Raw genomic sequence first — 20,187 nt, 5'->3', positions numbered from 1 at the left:
CGGCTAGTTACACTGGTCTTGAACAATGTCGCTAATCGATTGCCATATACGGGCAGGTAGCAATGTTTTAAGTTGTGAATAGGTTTCGCACAATTGCGTACTGCCCACCAAGCCATTATCGCCTTCTGTCACAAGCCCTTCACCACGTAAGTTATCGATAAAACCAACCAGTACTTTTTTATCAAAAAACTCTGGTGTTTTAATGCCGTGTAATGTGCCTAAGCGATCTGCTAATACTTGGCTTTCTCGCTCAAGCTCAGCCTTTTCAATGCCATTACTCGTTTGTATAAAACCAATCACAATGGCGTAGCGTTGCAGGGTGAAGCTCAATGCTCGCCCTAGCATTTCTAATTTTGCTAAGCAGTCGTTGGTATTAGTAATGTGTATATTGTCGCCATCAAATTCAATTAAGTTTTGATCAGCAAAATTGGCCAAGATACGCGTAATGTAGTTTTCATCAAGGGGTTGTAAATACCACTCTTTGGCAAATAGCGGATAAAACGAATGTACTAATTGTTCACACTGCTTAATTGTTGTTGTGTGCTGCTTAAATAAGTGCAATGCCAACAAGCTAGGTACCGCAAATAGATGCAAAATATTGTTACGGTAATAATTAAAGAGTGTTTTTTCTTTATCGCTAATGGCAATAATTTCGCCAAACTCATCACTTATCACATCAAATTTGTTAAGTTTTAAGGCATGTGTAAGAAGTTGCTCCGGTGTTTCGTCAGGCGCAGTTACTTTATCGCTATAACTTGCATCACGCTGCAAGCGTAAGTAAAAATCGAGCTGAGCTAATAGTTTTGGTTTACTTAAAGCATGCTTGTCGTTTACTAGCAATACCATTGCTAATAAGTTAACAGCATTTAATGCAGCTGCATTATTAATTTTAACCATAACTTGGTCTGCTAAGGCTGCAACTTGTGGGCCTAACCACTGAGGTTTTTGTACGTCAGTTGGGTGAACCGCGTCGCGCCAGTCGGGTTGGTTATCATTCAAATATTGGTTAACCGAAATAGGATCGCCAAAATTTAGGTAACCACGTCCGTAGTTTTTAAGGTTTTTTATTGCTTTAAAAATACCAAATACCGATTCGCCTTTCTTATCTTTTCCAGCAAGCTCTTTAAGGTACGTATTTATTTCCATGACATGTTCGTAGCCAATATACACAGGGACTATTGATACTGGTCGGTCGATACCGCGTAGCATGGCTTGAAAGGTCATTGCAAGCATACCTGTTTTGGGCGGTAACAAACGGCCCGTACGGCTACGCCCGCCTTCTGTGTAAAACTTAACTGAGTAACCTTTAATAAACAACTGACTCAAATATTCTTTAAAAATAGCTGAGTACAGTTTATTGCCTGCAAACGAGCGGCGAATAAAAAACGCACCCGAGCGGCGAAATATGCCACCGGCAGGAAAAAAGTTAAGGTTAACACCTGCGGCTATATGCGGTGGCACCAAACCTAAATGGTAAATAGAGTAAGTAAGAAGCAAGTAGTCCATATGGCTACGATGACAAGGCATGTAAATAATTTCATGGCCTTTATTAGTTAGTTCATGCAATTGCTCTGTGTGTTTTATGTGTATGCCGTTGTATAGCTTATTCCAAAGCCATGTTAAAAAGCGATCAGCAACGCGTATCATTGCTTCAGAATAGTTTGCGGCTATTTCATCAAGTAGCTTAAGCGCATTTTGACGTGCCTCGGTTTGGCTAATATTTTTAGCTTTTGCTTCATCTTGAATGGCTTTTTTAATGGTAGGAGAGGCCAATAGCGAATTAAAGAGCTGCTCGCGCGATGGCATTTTAGGACCTGTTGCCGCAAGTTTTTGACGCTTAAAGTGAACCCGGGCAACACGTAGTAACTTCTGTGGTAGCTCATTTACATCAGCTTTTTCATTTACAATAAGTGATAAGTCGAGTGGTTGGCTAAAGCGAATAAAGTTGTCGCGACCAGAAAACAACACAACAAAAAACTTTCTAAACCAGCTTGGTGTAACCGAATGCGTTATTAAAGTACGTAATCCTGGTTTTTCTTTACCTGGATCGCGTCCCCATAAAATAGTTGCAGGTATCACTTGTACATTTTTTTGGCCACTATTTATAAGGTGATCAATTATTTGTTTGCCTTGTGCCAGTGCATTGGTTGGTTTTGCTGTATCGCCAAATAAAGGTGGTGGATTTTTAATACCAATCAATCGCTCTAAATGTTCATCACCTAATATTTGCTCTTCAGTAGGACTAGGTAAGCCGTGTTTTTTACAAGCATGAGCCAGCGCCGCAAGATCAAAACGAGAATTTAAACGCACTATATAAAATGTAGGGTAATCAGGATTTAAATCGTACTGTTTAATAGGGTTTTCTGGAAGGACTTTGCTTTTAACAAATAAGCGACTAAATCCAGCAGATAAAACGTTTAAACAATAATTAAAAATACGCATCGACTCACCATATTGAGGGTGTTAAAAAGCAAAATTAGCGTGATAGGATACCATATTATCTAAAAAATCGCTTCTTTACGAAATGAGATTAGTTAATGCAGCTATTGACCCGCATTGAAAAATTTAGTTCCAGTATAGTCACATAATATAAGCTGGCACTTATTTAGACGAATTAATCATTGATACTTTGTTTTGAATTAGTTGTTGCATTTATCACCAATACCTCTATAATACGCAGGCTTTCAAAATTCCCCCGGGAACTTGAAAGGATAAATTAAGCTTGGATTTCAAGCTAATAAACAGGAGTTCCGATTTGGAACTCAACGTAGATATAATCAAACAGCCGACATCTTAATAATTAAGATTGTTTCGGTCGTTTTTTTATGCTCTTTTAAATGCTCTTTATATTGAGGTTAAGAATGTCAAATCAACGCATTCGTATTCGCCTAAAAGCTTTTGACCACCGTTTGATTGACCAATCAACGGCAGAAATCGTGGAAACTGCGAAACGCACTGGCGCACAAGTACGTGGTCCAATCCCACTACCTACACGCTTTGAACGTTTTACTGTACTTACTTCACCGCACGTAAACAAAGATGCGCGTGATCAGTACGAAATCCGCACCCATAAACGTCTGATAGACATCGTAGAACCAACTGACAAGACTGTTGACGCGCTTATGCGTTTAGATCTTGCTGCTGGTGTTGATGTTCAAATCAGCCTGGGTTAATCGGAAGATTAGAGAGGTTTTAGGAAAATGGCATTAGGTCTAGTCGGTCGTAAAGTGGGTATGACACGAATCTTCACTGAAGATGGTGTATCTATCCCTGTGACAGTTATTGAAGCGACACCTAACCGCATTGCTCAGATCAAATCTGACGCAACAGACGGTTATAACGCGCTTCAAGTAACCGCAGGCACTAAAAAAGCAAGTCGTGTAAACAAAGCTTCAGCGGGTCACTTCGCTAAAGCTGGCGTTGAAGCGGGTCGCGGTCTGTGGGAATTCCGCCTTAACGGTGGTGAAGGCGATTTTGAAGTAGGCGCAGAGCTTACTGTTGAGTTATTCAACGAAATCAACAAGGTTGACGTAACCGGTACTTCTAAAGGTAAAGGTTTCCAAGGTGGTGTTAAGCGCTGGAATTTCAGCATGCAAGACGCTACACATGGTAACTCTCTATCTCACCGTGCTCCTGGTTCAATCGGTCAAAACCAATCACCTGGTAAGGTGTTTAAAGGTAAGAAAATGGCCGGTCATATGGGTGCTGAGCGTGTAACGACTCAAAACTTAGAACTAGTTCGCGTTGACGCTGAGCGTAACTTGCTTTTAGTGAAAGGTGCAGTACCTGGATCTATCGGCGGTGACGTTATCGTTAAACCAGCTGTTAAAGCATAAGTCCTGGAGATTTAGTGATGGAATTAGCAATCAAAGACGCTTCTGGCGCTCTTGAAGTTTCTGAAGCTACTTTTGGACGTGAGTTTAACGAAGCATTAGTACACCAAGTAGTTGTTGCTTACGCAGCAGGTGCTCGTCAAGGTACTCGTGCTCAGAAGACACGTTCTGAAGTAAGCGGTGGTGGTAAAAAACCATGGGCTCAAAAAGGTACTGGCCGTGCACGTGCTGGTACAATCCGTAGTCCAATTTGGCGTTCAGGTGGCGTTAGCTTCGCAGCTAAACCACAAGACCACAGCCAAAAAGTAAACCGTAAAATGTACCGTGGTGCGATCAAAAGCATCCTATCTGAACTAGTTCGTCAAGAGCGTTTAATCGTTGTTGAAAGTTTTGGTCTTGAAGCACCAAAAACTAAAGATCTAGTAGCTAAGCTAAAAGAGCTTGAGCTTAAAGATGTACTTATCGTGACTGAAGAAGTAGATGAAAATCTTTTCTTATCAGCACGTAACCTTTATAAGGTTGACACGCGTGATGTAGCTGGTATCGATCCTGTAAGCTTAATTGCTTTCGACAAGGTACTTATTACAGCCGCTGCTGTTAAGCAACTTGAGGAGGCGCTAGCATGATCCGTGAAGAACGTCTTTTAAAAGTGATCCTTGCTCCACACATCTCTGAAAAAAGCACAATTGCTGCTGAAGAAAACAACACGATTGTTTTCAAAGTAGTAAATGACGCAACTAAAGCTGAAATTAAAGCAGCAGTTGAGAAGCTTTTTGAAGTAGAAGTAACGGGTGTTCGCACACTTAACGTTAAGGGTAAAACAAAACGTACTGGCATGCGTTTCGGTCGTCGTAGCGACTGGAAGAAAGCTTACGTTACTCTTAAAGAAGGCAGCGAGCTAGACTTTGTCGGCGGCGCCGAGTAATAAGGGGATAGAATTATGGCACTTCAAAAGTGTAAGCCTACTTCTGCGGGTCGTCGTCACCTAGTTAAAGTGGTTAACTCTGATTTACATAAGGGTAAGCCATACGCACCACTTTTAGAGAAAAACTCTAAATCAGGTGGTCGTAATAACAATGGTCGTATTACGGTTCGTCATATCGGTGGTGGTCATAAACATCATTACCGTTTAATCGATTTTAAACGTACTAAAGATGGCATTCCAGCTACTGTTGAACGTTTAGAATACGATCCAAATCGTAGCGCAAACATCGCTCTTGTATTATATGCAGACGGTGAGCGTCGTTACATTATCGCACCTAAAGGCTTAAAAGCTGGTGATGCAATCCAGTCTGGTGTTGATGCACCAATCAAAGCTGGTAATGCACTACCAATGCGTAATATGCCTGTAGGTTCGACTGTTCACAACGTAGAATTAAAACCAGGTAAAGGTGCACAAATCGCACGTTCTGCTGGTGCTTACGTTCAAATTCTTGCACGTGATGGTCAGTATGTAACATTACGTCTTCGTTCAGGCGAAGTACGTAAAGTTGAAGCTGATTGTCGTGCTACACTTGGTGAAGTTGGCAATGCTGAGCATATGCTTCGTTCACTTGGTAAAGCAGGTGCAAACCGCTGGCGTGGTATTCGTCCGACAGTTCGTGGTGTTGCCATGAACCCGGTTGATCACCCACACGGTGGTGGTGAAGGTCGTACTTCTGGTGGTCGTCATCCTGTGTCTCCATGGGGTAAGCCGACTAAGGGTGCGAAGACGCGTAAGAACAAGCGTACGGATAAATTTATAGTACGTCGTCGTACTAAGTAATATTGAGGAATAGCCATGCCACGCTCTCTCAAGAAGGGTCCTTTTATAGACCTACACTTGCTGAAGAAGGTAGAGAAAGCTTTGGAAAGCGGTGAGAAAAAGCCAATTAAAACTTGGAGCCGTCGTTCAATGATCATACCTAACATGATCGGATTGACCATTGCTGTCCATAATGGTCGCCAGCACGTACCAGTTTTCGTTTCTGACGAAATGATCGGTCACAAACTAGGTGAATTTGCACCAACTCGCACTTACCGTGGCCATGCTGCGGATAAGAAAGCGAAGAAACGTTAAGAGGGGAAGATAAATGCAAGCATTAGCTAAACATAAATTCGCCTCTGGTTCGGCGCAAAAAGCACGTCTAGTTGCAGATCAGATCCGCGGGTTACCTGTCGATCGCGCACTAGAAATCCTGGCGTACAGCCCGAAAAAAGCGGCTGTATTAGTTAAGAAAGTACTTGAGTCTGCTATTGCTAACGCAGAGCATAACGAAGGTGCTGACATTGATGAGCTTCGTGTAACTACGATCTTTGTGGACGATGGTCCTACAATGAAACGTATTATGCCTCGTGCTAAAGGACGCGCAGACCGCATCCTTAAGCGTACAAGCCATATCACTGTTATGGTTTCAGATAGCTAGGAGTATAAGTAATGGGACAAAAAGTTCATCCTACTGGTATTCGCCTAGGTATATCTAAACCTTGGGTTTCTACCTGGTACGCGAGTTCTAAAGATTTCTCTGATCAGCTTTTTGGCGATCACAAAGTTCGTGCATTCCTTACAAAGGAATTAAAAACAGCTTCTGTGTCTAAAATCGTTATTGAGCGTCCAGCAAAATCAATCCGCGTAACAATCCACACGGCTCGTCCGGGTGTTGTTATCGGTAAAAAAGGCGAAGACGTAGAAAAATTACGTCAAGCAGTAACTAAAATCGCTGGTGTACCTGCTCAGATTAATATCTCTGAAGTACGTAAGCCAGAACTTGATGCACAACTAGTAGCAGACGGCATTGCCTCTCAACTAGAGCGTCGTGTTATGTTCCGTCGCGCTATGAAGCGTTCGGTACAAAATGCAATGCGCATCGGTTCAAAAGGGATTAAAGTTGAAGTTAGCGGTCGTCTTGGCGGCGCAGAAATCGCACGTTCAGAATGGTATCGTGAAGGTCGTGTACCTCTACATACTCTTCGTGCTGATATCGACTACGCAACTTCTGAAGCCTTAACCACTTATGGTATCATTGGTGTTAAAGTTTGGATCTTCAAAGGCGAAGTTATTGGTGGTTTACCACTAGTACAAGAGCAAGAGAAGCCAGCTAAACGCGCACCAAAGAAAGCCAAGAAAAGTGCTAAGTAGAGGTAGCGAGTAATGTTACAGCCAAAACGTACAAAATTCCGTAAAATGCACAAAGGCCGCAACCGCGGTTTAGCGCAAAACGGTAACAAAGTAAGCTTCGGTACTTTCGGATTGAAAGCTACTGGCCGTGGCCGCATGACTGCTCGTCAAATCGAAGCAGCTCGTCGTGCTATGACGCGTCACGTGAAACGTCAAGGTAAAATCTGGATCCGTGTCTTCCCTGACAAACCGATTACAGAAAAACCTCTTGAAGTTCGTATGGGTAAAGGTAAAGGTTCTGTTGAATATTGGGTTGCTGAAATTCAGCCTGGTAAAGTACTTTACGAAATGGAAGGTGTTTCTGAAGAGCTTGCTCGTGAAGCATTCGACCTTGCAGCTCGTAAACTGCCATTCAAAACAACTTTCGTAACTCGGACGGTAATGTGATGAAAGCAAGCGAACTAAAAGACAAAAGCGTAGAAGAGCTTAATGCTGAACTTCTAGGACTTCTTCGTGAGCAGTTTAACCTGCGCATGCAAGCAAGCACTGGTCAGTTAGCTCAGACACACACGCTAAGAACAGTACGTCGCGATATCGCGCGTGTAAAAACAATTATTAACCAGAAGGCAGGTCAATAATGAGCGATAAAATTCGTACTCTTCAAGGCCGTGTAGTTAGCGACAAGATGGAAAAATCTTTCACTATCGCAATCGCACGTTACGTGAAGCACCCAATCTATGGGAAATTCATTAAACGTACAACTAAGCTACACGTACATGACGAAAACAACACAGCAAAAGCGGGTGACGTAGTTACTATCCGTGAATGTGCACCAATTTCTAAGAATAAATCTTGGACTTTAGTAGACGTTGTTTCTAGTCCAAAACAAGCTTAATTTTTAATTAAGTTAGTTTTGTAAAAAAGCCCCGGCATTAGCTGGGGCTTTTTGTATTTAGTACCGCAGTAAAGTAACTTATTGATAATTTTTAGACCGACAATACACCTTTTTAAATGAACTAAACCTGCCCAGTTATACTCATAAAGTAAGCTGTTCACAGGGAGTTGATGTGTTGAAAGGTAACTATAAAGCGTGGGGTATATCAATTGGTTTACATATTGTTGTTATTTATTTGGTTTCGAGGCAAACGATTGAGATAGCACAACCATACGCAGGCAAAGTTATAAAAGCGTATGTAATGGTGGACCTTACAACATTACCCAGTAATACAAAAAGTAAACAGCCGAATGCTTCACTCCCTGAAAATGATACCGAGCTTGATGCAAGTGAGTTAACACCTAAGCCGCTTAAAGGGCATGACTTTAAGAGCGCTCAGCAATTAAAATTAAACTTACCAGAGAATGCTACTGAGACAAGTAATAGCATTGCCATAAGCACTGATAGAAAAAAGCATAATGTAAATAAAGCCGCGATTGAGCCTAAAAAAAATAAGGTTAATTCAAAAGCTCAGCAGCAGCCATTTAAAAAAATTGATCCATACGCATCAATAACTCCGTTTTCAATTTCCAGTAATGCTATTGTATCCTTTGATTTCCCGCAGATAGCAACTTCGCCAAAGAGCAAAAATCATCAACACATAACGGTTCCAATTGAGCATTCTAGTGATTTAAAATCAGCGGTATTGTGGCAAAGCGCAGATGGTAGTCAGCGGGTGGAAATGTACAAAGGTATGTGCTACAAGATTTATTTTAATGGTGTTATGGGTAAAGCAGGCTTGCCAACAGGATCGCCAAGGCCATGCAAAGATAACGATCGTATTCTATATAATAAAATAATGGATAAGTGGAACATTAAAAAGCCCATTAAGTAGTGTGTTTAAACTTTATTAAGAGGCTTAATTAATAAATGCTTTTTAGAAAAAGCGGCAACGACAACGGATAGCAAAATACAAAGCGTGGAGCCTACAATTAAAAAGCGGTTTTCAATCCGGCTAACTTGTCTCTCACCTAAAATTTGGTAAATAACATCACCTTCAATATATCGCTCGCCTTGGTAGTGCTGACTGACGTTGAACGCTACAAAGTCGCCTAATTTGGCCTGATAAGTAAAGTAAGTCTCTGGGTAGAAAATTTCATAGGTTGCGCATAACCACATTACGAGACCAGTAATAAGCATAATTAAACTTACAAACAGCCTTTTTTTAATCTGTGTGCTTTGTAATGTTTTTGATGGTAAATACTTATCTAAACACGTTTTGCCATAGCAAAGTTCGAGCTTTTCAATTACCTCAGCGGACGGAATAAATTGTCCATTTTCAAGCTTAGATAAGTAAGATTGTTGAATACCAATCTCGCGTGCAGCAAATGCTTGCGTCCATTTTTTATTTGCTCTTAATTGCTTTAGTTCAATTCCTAGCGACAAGTTGCTTCCTTACCTTGTTTAATGCTCATCTATTTATTATCGCTAAAAAAGGTGTGTTTAAATAGCCCAATAAGCAATATTCATTACTATGAATTAAAAGAATATTATGAATATTAATAAGTTAAGTTTTAATAGGTGATAAATTGGTTATGCTAGGCAGACTAAATAATAAAGGAGTATAACGAATGAAAATGTACTTTTATAAAGCGTTAATGGGGATTACTTTTGGGTTTTTATCCTCAGCGTGTATTGCAGAGCCAGTATTTGCGATTAAAGCCACTATTTACAAGCTAAAGAGTAAAATAACAATAGATAGCAAAATAGATGAAACATTAAAAAATTTACAACCGATTCACCAACCTCAGTTATTAGCTAACTTAAATAAAAGCGCATTAATAGAAATAGGCGACGGTGAACAACTAACAGCACTTGAGGTAAAAACAAATGAACAAGGAAGTTTTTATAATGCGAGCATGAAGCTCAAAGAAAAAGTAGATAGCGATTGGCAGTCTATTACGTCTTTCATGCCTAATATTCCCAATGGGCAAACTGTATATTTTAGCCGCACATTTACAGACAGCGTATGGGTGATTAAATTAACGGGAAAGCGCTATGAGTCTATTGCACTTGGTCAGGCGAGTTTTAAATAGCCTCAGCCTTGGCTGAGGCTATATTTTCTACCAAATCATTTCTACAAATTCAGGGTAGTCGATAAACGGATTACGGTTACCTTGAAATTCAAATGCTGCTTGGTTTCGATCTATTTCCATTTGGCTAACAGGGTCTGCGTTATGCCAGTTGATTAACATAGCAACAACCCAGCTTTCAAATACCTGCGAACTGGTGCCGTTAAGAACCGCATTACTTGCAGTGGTATTATTTTGCCACGTCCCAATCACATTTTCATAGCGTGTAGCCATGTAAAAATAGGCACGGGCAAAGTCACCTTTAAACTCATCAATGGGTTCAAACACTGTGCCCGTGTAATTAATGGCACTACTTGCAGAACCTAACTTACTGCCATTGGTTGATGTAAACGTGGCGCTTGCCACTTCACCAAACGGAAAGTTGCTGCGTTTAGAGTTTACATAGCCATCGGTTGCATAAATATGATGAACATCTGAGTTCATAGGCTCATTAGTACCGCCAAACCAACTTTTAGGGAACGAATGCTCGCGGTTGTAACAACCACCTTCGCCACTGTAATTGCCACATTGATCGCTAACGGCTGTGTATGTGTAGCTATCGTTGCCATTTGGCTTTTCACTGTACATATCTAAAATACTATTATCGTTTTCAAAGTATGTATCGCGAGCCGATGAATCATAAAAGTTCCATATTGCAGAGTACCCCTGCGAACTATGATTATTAATGATGTTATAAAGCTCAGTTTTTAATGCGTAACCGGTTAGGCCTTGTGTTGTAACATAATAACCTGTTGGTGTTGTGGGGGTACCACCAGAGCCACCGCCAAGCGAAAATGAAGTACTTTCAGCGTTGCTGAAGCTTGCGCCACTTGCCAGGGTTGAACCACCACTAGTGAGTGCATAATTACCACTACCAAAACTACAACAGATACCATCACCGTAGCTGTCGTTAATAGTAAAGGTATAGGCTCCATCAGCTAAACACAGTGCTTCGTTATATTGTGTATTGGACGCATAGCCACTACCGCTTGCAACCGTGCTACCTTGGTTATTATTAATAGCCCAGCTTGTTTCGCTACCATAATTATCTGTCGTCAGACTAAAAGAGAGACTATTGCCCGAGCAACTCCCAGAGCTACTGTCGTTACTTGTAGGTAGGAAGTTATCTACATAGACAAGTTCATTGCCATCAAAGCCACTAACATCATAAAAGCGTAGGCCAACATTAATGGTTTTATTGCTACTTGCTGTATAGCTGTGGCTAATTGTTTGCCATTGATTAGTTTGCGTATTATTGGAGTAGCCTTGGTAACCATCTACGAATAAACGGGCTTTAATTTTTCCTTCTGTGTGGTAAACATCAGTTGAAAATGCATAGGTTTTTCCTGCTTCTACCGTTATTTGTTGTAATAAATCGGTGTTAGCCTGAGAGCCTGTGGTTACATTAACTGCTGCTGCACTGTTACCTGTTTTAACTATATTTGTTGAGCGCGATAGGCTAATACCGCCATCTATTGTGCTCCACGCGTCAGGTGTATTGCTTGACCATTGCTCAAAACTGCCATTTTCTACATTTGCCATTACCGGAAGTGCGCCAAGTAATAAGGCTGTTCCGAATAGTTTATTTTTATATGTCCCGTGTGACATGATTGTTCCTATTTTTATAATGAGTGAATAATATACATTACTTTGTTTAGGTTACAAAATTGTTAATTTAAAATTTAATAAAAAGCAATAATCGCTCTTTAATCTGTTTTTTTAGGTGTTTTTTAAAATTAATAACTAAATGGAATATCAAAGCAGATTCTATTCTTTTTTGATAAGTCGATAGCCCGTTATCCTGCACAGTAAGAAAACCTCAGCAAACTTATATCGGCTGAGGAAAAACTCATTTTTAACAATACACGGTGTGTGTTGTGCTTAATTTTCAGGGTTATGGGGAATCGATTCATGTTGTTAGGTCAACTAAATGCTGCGGCAAGCCCGCTATCGCAAGAGCAAGTTCAAAAGCTGCAAGGTTTAGTGGCTGAACTTAATCCAATTCAACAGGCGTGGGTAAGTGGTTACTTAGCAGCTAATGCAAATGCTTCAGCACTTGGTATGCCTACGGCTGGCACATCAGTAACGGGCGATGCAGCAGTATTAACTATTTTATATGGCTCACAAACGGGTAATGCAAAAGGTGTTGCAACCCAAATGAAAGAGCAAGCTGAATCGCGTGGTTTATCAGCCAAATTAGTGAGTATGTCTGATTACAAACCAACGGCCCTGAAAAAAGAAAAGTTTTTAACCGTTGTTGTATCGACTTACGGTGAAGGTGAACCGCCTGAAGATGGCGAAACGTTGCACGCATTTTTAGCAACTAAAAAGGCCCCTAAACTCGACGGTGTTAAAATAGCTGTTATTGGTCTAGGCGATTCTAGCTATGAGTTTTTCTGTCAAACAGCAAAAGACTTTGAAGAGCGTTTAAATAAGTTAGGCGCTGAGTCAGTTTACCAACGCGCTGATTTAGATGTTGATTACGAAGAAGAAGCTGCAACATGGATACAAGGCGCACTGGATGCATTTGAACCAGATTTAAAAGCGCAACAGGGTAACGCAGGTGGACAAGCCGCGGTTATGCCATTTGGTGCACCAACACCTGCAGCCAGCCAGTACACAAAGCAAAATCCATTTGAAGCCGAATTATTAGCAGTTCAAAAAATTACCGGGCGTGATTCAACAAAAGATGTACGCCATGTAGAAATTTCGCTCGAAGGCTCTGATATCACTTACACACCGGGTGACTCACTGGGTGTATATTTTTTAAATGATGAGGCGTTAGTTGATGAAGTGCTAGAACTTACCCAAATTGATGGTTCTAGTCGCGTTAAAGTTGCGAATGAAGAATTGAGCGTGCGTGATGCGCTTATCGAAAAATTAGAGCTAACGCAGTCATATCCGGGTTTTGTTGAAAAATACGCAACAGCAACAGGCACACCTGAGCTCTTAAAGCTTGTAGAAGATAAAGCTGCAATGCGTGCTTACATTGAGCCACGCCAAATATTTGATGTTATTCGTCAAAATCCAGCAAAACTAGATGCACAAATATTAGTTGATTGCTTACGTAAGCTTCAGGCTCGTTTATATTCTATAGCGTCTAGCCAAAGCGAAGTTGAAGACGAAGTGCATTTAACGGTTGGACTTGTTGAGTTTGATACTTTTGACAGCGAGCATTTAGGTGGTTGTTCTGGTTATTTAGCGCGTCGTGCTGAAGAGGGCTGCAAAGTAAAAGTATTTAGCGAACATAATGACAACTTCCGTTTACCGGCTAACGATGAAACACCTATTATCATGGTGGGTCCGGGTACTGGTATTGCGCCATTCCGTGCATTTTTACAAGAGCGTGATTCGCGTGAAGCACAAGGTAAAAACTGGCTGTTTTTTGGTAATCCTCATTTTACACAAGATTTTTTATACCAAGTTGAAATTCAAGGGTATTTAAAATCGGGCTTATTGAGCAAAGTCGATGTGGCATTTAGCCGTGACCAAGCCGAAAAAATCTATGTACAAGATAAGCTTCGCAAAAACTCAAAAGACATTTTTGAGTGGTTAGAAGCTGGCGCTCACTTTTATGTATGTGGAGACGCAAACCGCATGGCAAAAGATGTACATCAAGCATTGGTTGATATCATTAAAGAAAATACGGGTAAAAATGATGAAGACGCAGAGCAATATTTAAAAGACCTGCGTAGCGCAAACCGCTATCAGAAAGACGTGTATTAATCACGTTTCTTATTTTATTAACAGCTAACAGCCGTCACTGTAACAAATTTAGGATTTAAAATGAGCGAACAAGATAAAAACGTAAAGCTTTCTGATAACGAGCGTTTGAAAAGAGAAAGTAACTTTTTACGAGGCACTATAGAGCAAGACTTAAAAGATGAAATTACCGGTGGTTTTACAGCCGATAACTTCCAACTTATACGTTTTCACGGTATGTACCAGCAAGATGATCGCGATATACGTCCTGAGCGCGCAAAGCAAAAGCTAGAGCCGCTGCACAACGTAATGCTACGTGCACGTATGCCTGGCGGTATTATCAAGCCTGAGCAATGGCTAGCAATCGATAAGTTTGCTGATGATAAAACCAGTTACGGCAGCATTCGTTTAACTACGCGTCAAACGTTTCAGTTCCATGGTGTATTAAAGCCAAATATTAAAGGCATGCACCAAATGCTAAATAGCGTGGGCATTGACTCTATTGCTACCGCGGGTGATGTAAACCGTAATGTGCTGTGTACTACTAACCCTGTTGAGTCTGAGCTACACCAAGAAGCGTATGAGTGGGCTGCAAAAATTTCAGAACATTTATTACCAAAAACAAAAGCGTATGCTGAAATTTGGTTAAACGGCGAAAAAGCAGAAACGACAGAAGAACCTATTTTAGGGTCTAACTATTTACCACGTAAGTTTAAAACAACCGTCACTATTCCGCCTAATAATGAAGTAGACGTTCATGCGAATGACTTGAACTTTGTTGCTATTGCTGAAGATGGCAAGCTTGTTGGCTTTAACGTACTTGTAGGTGGTGGCCTTGCTATGACCCACGGTGATACGGCTACGTATCCGCGTAAAGCTGACGACTTTGGTTTTATCGCGCTAGAAGACACCTTAAAAATTGCTGAGCACGTTGTATCAGTGCAGCGCGATTGGGGTAACCGCTCTAACCGTAAAAATGCAAAAACTAAATACACACTAGATCGTGTTGGGTCTGACGTATTTAAAGCAGAAGTAGAAAAACGTGCCGGTGTAAGCTTTGCACCTAGCCGCCCATATGAATTTACTCACCGTGGCGATCGTATCGGTTGGGTAGAAGGCATTGATGGTAAGCACCACCTTACGCTATTTATTCAAAGCGGTCGTATTTTAGATTACCCAGATAAGCCACTTAAAACAGGGTGTCGTAAAATTGCAGAAGTTCACCAAGGTGATATGCGTATGACGGCAAACCAAAATTTAATTATTGCCGGTGTACCTGCAGATCAAAAAGCAGTGATTGAAGAAATTGCCCGTAACCATGGTTTGATTGACGACGGTGACACAGAGCAACGTAAAAACTCAATGGCGTGTGTGGCATTACCTACATGCCCGCTTGCAATGGCCGAAGCTGAGCGTTACTTACCAAGCTTAATTGAAAAAACTGAAGCTTTACTCGCTAAACACGGCATACCAGACGATAGCATTATTATGCGCGTTGTAGGTTGTCCTAATGGTTGTGGCCGCGCAATGCTTGCAGAAGCAGGGCTGGTAGGTAAAGGGCCTGGTAAATACAACGTTTACTTAGGCGGTAACCTTGAAGGTACACGCATTCCTAAACTGTACCTTGAAAACGTAGGTGAAGATGTTTACCTAGAGGCGTTTGATAAGCTAATTGGCCAGTGGGCAAGTGAGCGAAACGACGGTGAATGTTTTGGTGACTTTGTAATTCGCAAAGGCATTGTTGCTGAAGTAAAAGTATCAGTAACCGATTTTCACGCATAATTAGATACCAGCGCTTGGCGCTGGTGAGGCTTGGAATTTTCCATGAGTGAATTTAAAAATATATTACAGCTAGATAAACAAAGCCAAGCGGCTATGTTAGCTGATGCTAATGGTGTATTAGCAAATATGAGCGCAGAGCAACGTGTTGTGTGGGCGCTTGAAAATTTACCCGATACCGCGTTTCTATCGTCAAGCTTTGGGATTCAAGCTGCGGTGATGTTGCATTTAATGACAACCCAACGCCCAGACATTCCTGTTGTATTAACAGACACTGGTTATTTGTTCCCTGAGACGTACCAGTTTATTGAGCAAATGAGCGAGCGTTTGTCACTTAATTTAAAAGTGTACAAGGCGCAGCTGAGCCCAGCATGGCAAGAAGCTAAGTTTGGAAAGTTATGGGAGCAAGGTGAGGACGGTATTAAGCAATATAATCAGCTTAATAAAGTTGAGCCAATGACTCGCGCTTTAAAAGAAATTGAAGCGGGTACCTGGTTTAGTGGTTTACGTCGCGATCAATCTTCTACCCGTGCAGATAAGCAGTTTGTAGAAATAAGCCGTGGTACGGTAAAAGTTTACCCGATTATTGAATGGTCAAACCGCGATGTATATCAATACCTAACTAAGCATGACTTACCTTACCACCCATTATGGGAGCAAGGGTATGTGTCAATGGGCGATGTACACACTACACGCAAACTAGAGCCGGGCATGACTGAAGAAGAAACCCGCTTTTTTGGTTTAAACCGTGAATGCGGTCTTCATATGGATGGTGATGGTATTTAGTACCTTAACGCTTTATTTAACCGCAATTAAACGCAGCTTAGGCTGCGTTTTTTATTATCTAAATTTAGATAATAAAATTGCTAGTGAGTGCTTTATTCACTAATATTATATTAAAGGAACAAACAAAGCAGGAGCGCTATGAAATACTTTACCTATTTAGCAATATCAGTGATGGTAATTGCTGTCATATCATTATTTTATTTAAAAAAGCCAGACGGCCAACCTTGGCTTTCAGGTTCAACTATCAGCAAAGAAACCCAGCAAATTAAAGAGCAAATGGTTGCGTTATCAACCAATACGCTAAATCAAGCTGTAAAAGGCATTCACGAGGCTGGCGATAAAGTGACGAGTAGTATTTCAAGCGATAGCTCAACGGTTACGTCTTCAAGTACTATTTATAAGTGGCAAGATGAAACAGGCCAATGGCATTATTCCGATAGCCCTAACCCTCATGGTAAAAGCATAGAGTTAACCCTCAACCCTCAGGATATAACCGTGATTGGTGCAGAAGATACCTCTATCTTAAACTTAGAGTCTAGTACTAATGAGATGTCAGCTAATACGCAAACCCCTTCAATATTAAATCCTGAATCGATTAAAAAGTTGTTTGAAGATGCAGAAAACATCGAAAAAAAATTAGAAAAACGTAACAAAGAAATTAATAATTTAAGTGTGCTTTAAGCGCTATTCACGAGTATGAGAGCGGGTATAACGTTTTTCAGCTTCCATTAGTAAAATGGTTAAATATATTTTGGTGGGTAGTGACAATAGTATACCCACAGCGATGCAAGTTGCGGATGCAATAATGCCGTTAACGCCAAATTGCTCATTAAACCCATTAGATATGATAAGTGTATAGCCTGTAACTATAAGGCATAAGCCAAGTACAATAGATGTTTTAAGTACTCTAATAATAGTTACATGCGACATAATGCCTCCACTGGTTATGGTGCCAGTGTAATAGGCTATGTGTTTTGTATATTGATGCAGCGCAATAATAAGGCAGTTATAAAAAAGGCCTCATGGTTGTAACCATAAGGCCTATGAGTCATTCACTACGCAGCTTAGTTAAGCATGTTACGCAGTACATATTGTAAAATACCGCCATGCTTGTAGTAATCCCACTCTTTAGGAGTATCAATACGTACATCGGCTTTTACGCTTGTTTTTTTGCCTTCGGCATTGGTTGCTATCAGTGTAACCTCGTCGGTTTTATCGTACAGACCTTGGATATCAAACTCTTCTTGGCCAGTTAAACCATGCGACTCATAGCTTTCACCCTCTTTAAATTGTAATGGCAGTACACCCATCCCAATTAAGTTAGAGCGGTGAATACGTTCATAGCTTTGTGCAAAAACAGCTTTCACACCTAGCAACAATGAACCTTTTGCAGCCCAATCGCGTGACGAGCCAGTACCATATTCTTTTCCGGCTAAAATAATAAGCGGTGTATCATTTTTTTGATATGCCATAGCCGCATCATAAATACTTTCTAAGCTATTGTCTGGTTGCGTGCGTGTTACACCCCCTTCGGTACCCGGTGCTAACAAGTTTTTAAGTCGTACGTTAGCAAAGGTGCCACGCATCATTACTTCATGGTTACCTCGGCGAGAGCCGTAAGAATTAAACTGTTCTTTTTCTACATTGTGCTCTTGTAGATAAAGACCAGCAGGTGCATCCGCTTTAATCGCGCCAGCAGGAGAGATGTGATCGGTTGTTACCGAGTCTCCTAGCTTGGCTAAACAGCGAGCCTTTTCAATGGTAGGAATACCCGGTGGCTCTACGGTCATGCCATCAAAAAATGGTGCTTTTTTAATATAGGTAGATGCGTCGTTCCAATCATACAACTTACCATCAGGTATTTGAATTTGTTGCCAGCGGCTATCGCCTTCATAAACATTGGCGTAGCTTGTTGCAAACATCTCTTTGGTAACCGTTTCTTTTACTAAGTCGCTAACCTCTTTCACACTTGGCCAAATGTTTTTAAGGTAAATATCGTTACCGTTTTCATCTTGTGCAAGGGGCTCGTTATAAACATCTATGTCTGTTCTACCTGCAATTGCGTAGGCAACAACCAAAGGAGGAGAGGCTAAAAAGTTCATTTTAACATCTTGGTGTATACGCCCTTCAAAATTTCGATTACCCGATAAGATAGAGCTGACTACCAGCTTGTGTTTTTGAATAGCTTGTGAGATTTCATCAGCCAGCGGTCCTGAGTTGCCTATACACGTAGTACAACCGTAACCGACTAAATTAAAACCTAGGCTTTCTAAGTCGTCCATTAACCCCGCTTTTTCTAAGTAGTCGGTAACTACTTTTGAGCCAGGTGCCAGTGATGTTTTAACCCAAGGTTTAACGTTAATACCTAGTTGTTTTGCTTTTTTAGCCACAAGGCCTGCGGCTAAAATAACACTTGGATTAGACGTGTTGGTACAGCTTGTTATAGCTGCAATAACGCATGCACCGTCGTTAAGTTCAAACTCTTGGCCTTTATAGTTAACTTTTGCCGCCCCCATAAATTGTGCTTCGTTTACAGGTTCATCAGGGTTGGTTGTTGGGCCTTCGCTTTCAATACGCGATTGCTCGTCATCACTTTTATCTCGATGTGCTATACGCTCTTCTTGAAAACCTTTTAGGTGCTGAGAGATTTCCTCGCCGGCTTTGTTAAGCGCTATTCTATCTTGTGGGCGTTTTGGGCCTGCAAGGCTTGGTACAACATCATCGAGCTTCAGTTCTAGTGTGTCGGTATAGCGAGCTTCGTCGCCATCGTTACGCCACAAGCCTTGGTGTTTTGCATAATCTTCAATAAGCTTTAGTTGGTCTTCATCACGGTTGGTAAGACGTAAATAATTAATCGTTTCGTCATCAATTGGAAAAATACCACATGTAGCACCATATTCAGGTGCCATGTTAGCAATGGTTGCTCTATCGGCAAGGGGGAGATCTGCAAGGCCGTCGCCATAAAATTCTACAAATTTACCCACCACGCCGTGGTTACGCAAAATTTCAGTTACCGTGAGTACTAAATCAGTTGCTGTTGTGCCTTCTGGTAATCGGCCATTAAGCTTCATGCCAACTACCTGTGGAATAAGTAAGCTAATAGGCTGGCCAAGCATTGCAGCTTCAGCCTCAATGCCGCCTACACCCCAGCCAAGTACGCCTAAGCCATTAATCATGGTTGTGTGCGAGTCAGTACCAACCAGTGTATCGGGGTAGGCAAACTTTTTACCATTGCTATCTTCGTTAAAAATAACGCGAGCCAGGTATTCTAAATTAACTTGGTGAACAATGCCGGTTGCGGGTGGTACCACTTTTAAATTATCAAATGCCGTTTGGCCCCAGCGTAAAAATTCGTATCGTTCTTTGTTGCGGTCGTATTCAAGTTTCGCATTTAAATCAAAGGCACCATCATTTCCATAGCCGTCAACTTGTACTGAATGGTCTATTACGAGTTCGGCCGGTGACAGTGGGTTTATTTTTGCAGGATCTCCGCCGAGCTTTTCCATTGCATCTCGCATTGCAGCTAAATCGACAATGGCAGGTACGCCAGTAAAGTCTTGCATTACTACTCGTGCAGGGGTAAATGCAACTTCAGATGATGGTTTTGCTTTTGGGTCCCAATTTAATAGTGCATTAATGTCTTGTTCTTTGATGTTTTCGCCGTCTTCGTTGCGCAGCAAATTTTCTAGCAAGACTTTTAAGGAGAAGGGGAGTCGTTTTGCTTTGTCGCCAAGCCCTTTCAGAGAATGAATATTATATTGCTCACCATTAATTGTGAGCTCATGTTGGGTATCGAAACTATTTTTCATTATTTTGCCCCTTCTTAACTAATTAAATTTTTTGAAAAGTAACCTCTGTAATTACGCAGCTGCAAAGTGCATACCATGATAAACGAGTATTAAATAGCTGCTCTTATGAGCAGCT

Annotated in this window: 22 protein-coding genes; 17 read left to right on the top strand and 5 right to left on the bottom strand. The window is 41.2% G+C overall.

The window, feature by feature from the left end:
- Positions 1–3 precede the first annotated feature (3 nt).
- Positions 4–2,442, bottom strand: coding sequence for a glycerol-3-phosphate 1-O-acyltransferase PlsB (gene plsB / locus AC27JL_RS13075; RefSeq protein ID WP_487195782.1), 2,439 nt, complete (start codon positions 2,440–2,442; stop codon positions 4–6).
- Between the two features lie 419 nt (positions 2,443–2,861).
- Here plsB and rpsJ point away from each other — a divergent pair, with 419 nt between their 5' ends.
- From rpsJ to AC27JL_RS13015, 12 genes are all read left to right on the top strand, one after another.
- A complete protein-coding gene (rpsJ, locus tag AC27JL_RS13070; protein WP_002957900.1) occupies positions 2,862–3,173 on the top strand; it encodes a 30S ribosomal protein S10 in 312 nt (103 codons plus the stop codon).
- Between the two features lie 27 nt (positions 3,174–3,200).
- The gene (gene rplC / locus AC27JL_RS13065; RefSeq protein ID WP_006791361.1) at positions 3,201–3,836 is read left to right on the top strand and encodes a 50S ribosomal protein L3; all 636 of its coding nucleotides are present in this window, start codon (positions 3,201–3,203) and stop codon (positions 3,834–3,836) included.
- Positions 3,837–3,853: 17 nt separating this feature from the next.
- Entirely contained in the window at positions 3,854–4,459 is a 606-nt protein-coding gene (gene rplD / locus AC27JL_RS13060; protein ID WP_006791360.1) for a 50S ribosomal protein L4, read from the top strand.
- On the top strand, positions 4,456–4,758 hold the full coding sequence (gene rplW, locus AC27JL_RS13055) for a 50S ribosomal protein L23 (protein WP_006791359.1): 303 nt from the start codon (positions 4,456–4,458) through the stop codon (positions 4,756–4,758). The genes rplD and rplW overlap by 4 nt, the downstream gene beginning before the upstream one ends.
- 15 nt (positions 4,759–4,773) lie before the next feature.
- Positions 4,774–5,598, top strand: coding sequence for a 50S ribosomal protein L2 (gene rplB, locus AC27JL_RS13050; protein WP_006791358.1), 825 nt, complete (start codon positions 4,774–4,776; stop codon positions 5,596–5,598).
- A gap of 15 nt (positions 5,599–5,613) precedes the next feature.
- A complete protein-coding gene (rpsS, locus tag AC27JL_RS13045) occupies positions 5,614–5,892 on the top strand; it encodes a 30S ribosomal protein S19 (protein WP_004588689.1) in 279 nt (92 codons plus the stop codon).
- Between the two features lie 13 nt (positions 5,893–5,905).
- Positions 5,906–6,238 (top strand): 50S ribosomal protein L22, encoded by a 333-nt coding sequence (gene rplV / locus AC27JL_RS13040; protein ID WP_006791357.1) that lies wholly within the window; start codon positions 5,906–5,908, stop codon positions 6,236–6,238.
- Between the two features lie 11 nt (positions 6,239–6,249).
- Positions 6,250–6,951 carry a 30S ribosomal protein S3 gene (gene rpsC / locus AC27JL_RS13035; RefSeq protein ID WP_006791356.1) on the top strand — a complete coding sequence of 234 codons (702 nt, stop codon included), beginning with the start codon at positions 6,250–6,252 and terminating at the stop codon, positions 6,949–6,951.
- A 12-nt stretch (positions 6,952–6,963) separates the two neighbouring features.
- Complete coding sequence (gene rplP / locus AC27JL_RS13030) at positions 6,964–7,377, top strand: 50S ribosomal protein L16 (protein WP_002957890.1); 414 nt, start codon at positions 6,964–6,966, stop codon at positions 7,375–7,377.
- Entirely contained in the window at positions 7,377–7,568 is a 192-nt protein-coding gene (rpmC, locus tag AC27JL_RS13025; protein WP_004588692.1) for a 50S ribosomal protein L29, read from the top strand. The genes rplP and rpmC overlap by 1 nt, the downstream gene beginning before the upstream one ends.
- Positions 7,568–7,825, top strand: coding sequence for a 30S ribosomal protein S17 (gene rpsQ, locus AC27JL_RS13020; protein ID WP_006791355.1), 258 nt, complete (start codon positions 7,568–7,570; stop codon positions 7,823–7,825). The genes rpmC and rpsQ overlap by 1 nt, the downstream gene beginning before the upstream one ends.
- A 172-nt stretch (positions 7,826–7,997) precedes the next feature.
- Entirely contained in the window at positions 7,998–8,759 is a 762-nt protein-coding gene (locus AC27JL_RS13015) for a hypothetical protein (protein WP_487195781.1), read from the top strand.
- A gap of 5 nt (positions 8,760–8,764) precedes the next feature.
- On the opposite strand, the gene AC27JL_RS13010 is transcribed toward AC27JL_RS13015, so the two are convergent.
- Positions 8,765–9,310, bottom strand: a complete 546-nt coding sequence (locus tag AC27JL_RS13010; protein WP_006791353.1) for a helix-turn-helix domain-containing protein — start codon at positions 9,308–9,310, stop codon at positions 8,765–8,767.
- Between the two features lie 185 nt (positions 9,311–9,495).
- On the opposite strand from AC27JL_RS13010, the gene AC27JL_RS13005 reads away from it, so the two are divergent.
- Positions 9,496–9,960 (top strand): hypothetical protein, encoded by a 465-nt coding sequence (locus AC27JL_RS13005; RefSeq protein WP_487195780.1) that lies wholly within the window; start codon positions 9,496–9,498, stop codon positions 9,958–9,960.
- Between the two features lie 27 nt (positions 9,961–9,987).
- Here AC27JL_RS13005 and AC27JL_RS13000 read toward each other — a convergent pair whose 3' ends face one another.
- Positions 9,988–11,604, bottom strand: a complete 1,617-nt coding sequence (locus AC27JL_RS13000) for an endonuclease (protein WP_487195779.1) — start codon at positions 11,602–11,604, stop codon at positions 9,988–9,990.
- 303 nt (positions 11,605–11,907) lie between these two features.
- Here AC27JL_RS13000 and AC27JL_RS12995 point away from each other — a divergent pair, with 303 nt between their 5' ends.
- The 4 genes from AC27JL_RS12995 to AC27JL_RS12980 all read left to right on the top strand — a co-directional run bounded on the left by AC27JL_RS12995 (position 11,908) and on the right by AC27JL_RS12980 (position 16,944).
- On the top strand, positions 11,908–13,722 hold the full coding sequence (locus AC27JL_RS12995) for an assimilatory sulfite reductase (NADPH) flavoprotein subunit (protein WP_008127115.1): 1,815 nt from the start codon (positions 11,908–11,910) through the stop codon (positions 13,720–13,722).
- A 60-nt stretch (positions 13,723–13,782) separates the two neighbouring features.
- A complete protein-coding gene (gene cysI, locus AC27JL_RS12990; protein ID WP_487195778.1) occupies positions 13,783–15,480 on the top strand; it encodes an assimilatory sulfite reductase (NADPH) hemoprotein subunit in 1,698 nt (565 codons plus the stop codon).
- A 42-nt stretch (positions 15,481–15,522) separates the two neighbouring features.
- A complete protein-coding gene (locus AC27JL_RS12985; protein ID WP_487195777.1) occupies positions 15,523–16,263 on the top strand; it encodes a phosphoadenylyl-sulfate reductase in 741 nt (246 codons plus the stop codon).
- Positions 16,264–16,401: 138 nt separating this feature from the next.
- The gene (locus tag AC27JL_RS12980) at positions 16,402–16,944 is read left to right on the top strand and encodes a DUF4124 domain-containing protein (protein WP_487195776.1); all 543 of its coding nucleotides are present in this window, start codon (positions 16,402–16,404) and stop codon (positions 16,942–16,944) included.
- Between the two features lie 3 nt (positions 16,945–16,947).
- Here AC27JL_RS12980 and AC27JL_RS12975 read toward each other — a convergent pair whose 3' ends face one another.
- The gene (locus tag AC27JL_RS12975) at positions 16,948–17,193 is read right to left on the bottom strand and encodes a hypothetical protein (protein WP_487195775.1); all 246 of its coding nucleotides are present in this window, start codon (positions 17,191–17,193) and stop codon (positions 16,948–16,950) included.
- A gap of 134 nt (positions 17,194–17,327) precedes the next feature.
- Positions 17,328–20,072 (bottom strand): aconitate hydratase AcnA, encoded by a 2,745-nt coding sequence (acnA, locus tag AC27JL_RS12970; protein WP_487195774.1) that lies wholly within the window; start codon positions 20,070–20,072, stop codon positions 17,328–17,330.
- Positions 20,073–20,187: the final 115 nt, after the last annotated feature.

Source organism: Pseudoalteromonas sp. 4NS20-0020 (genome assembly GCF_057554385.1).
The sequence above is the reverse complement of the archived record's forward strand: the minus strand, read 5'-3'. Positions and strand labels throughout refer to the sequence as shown.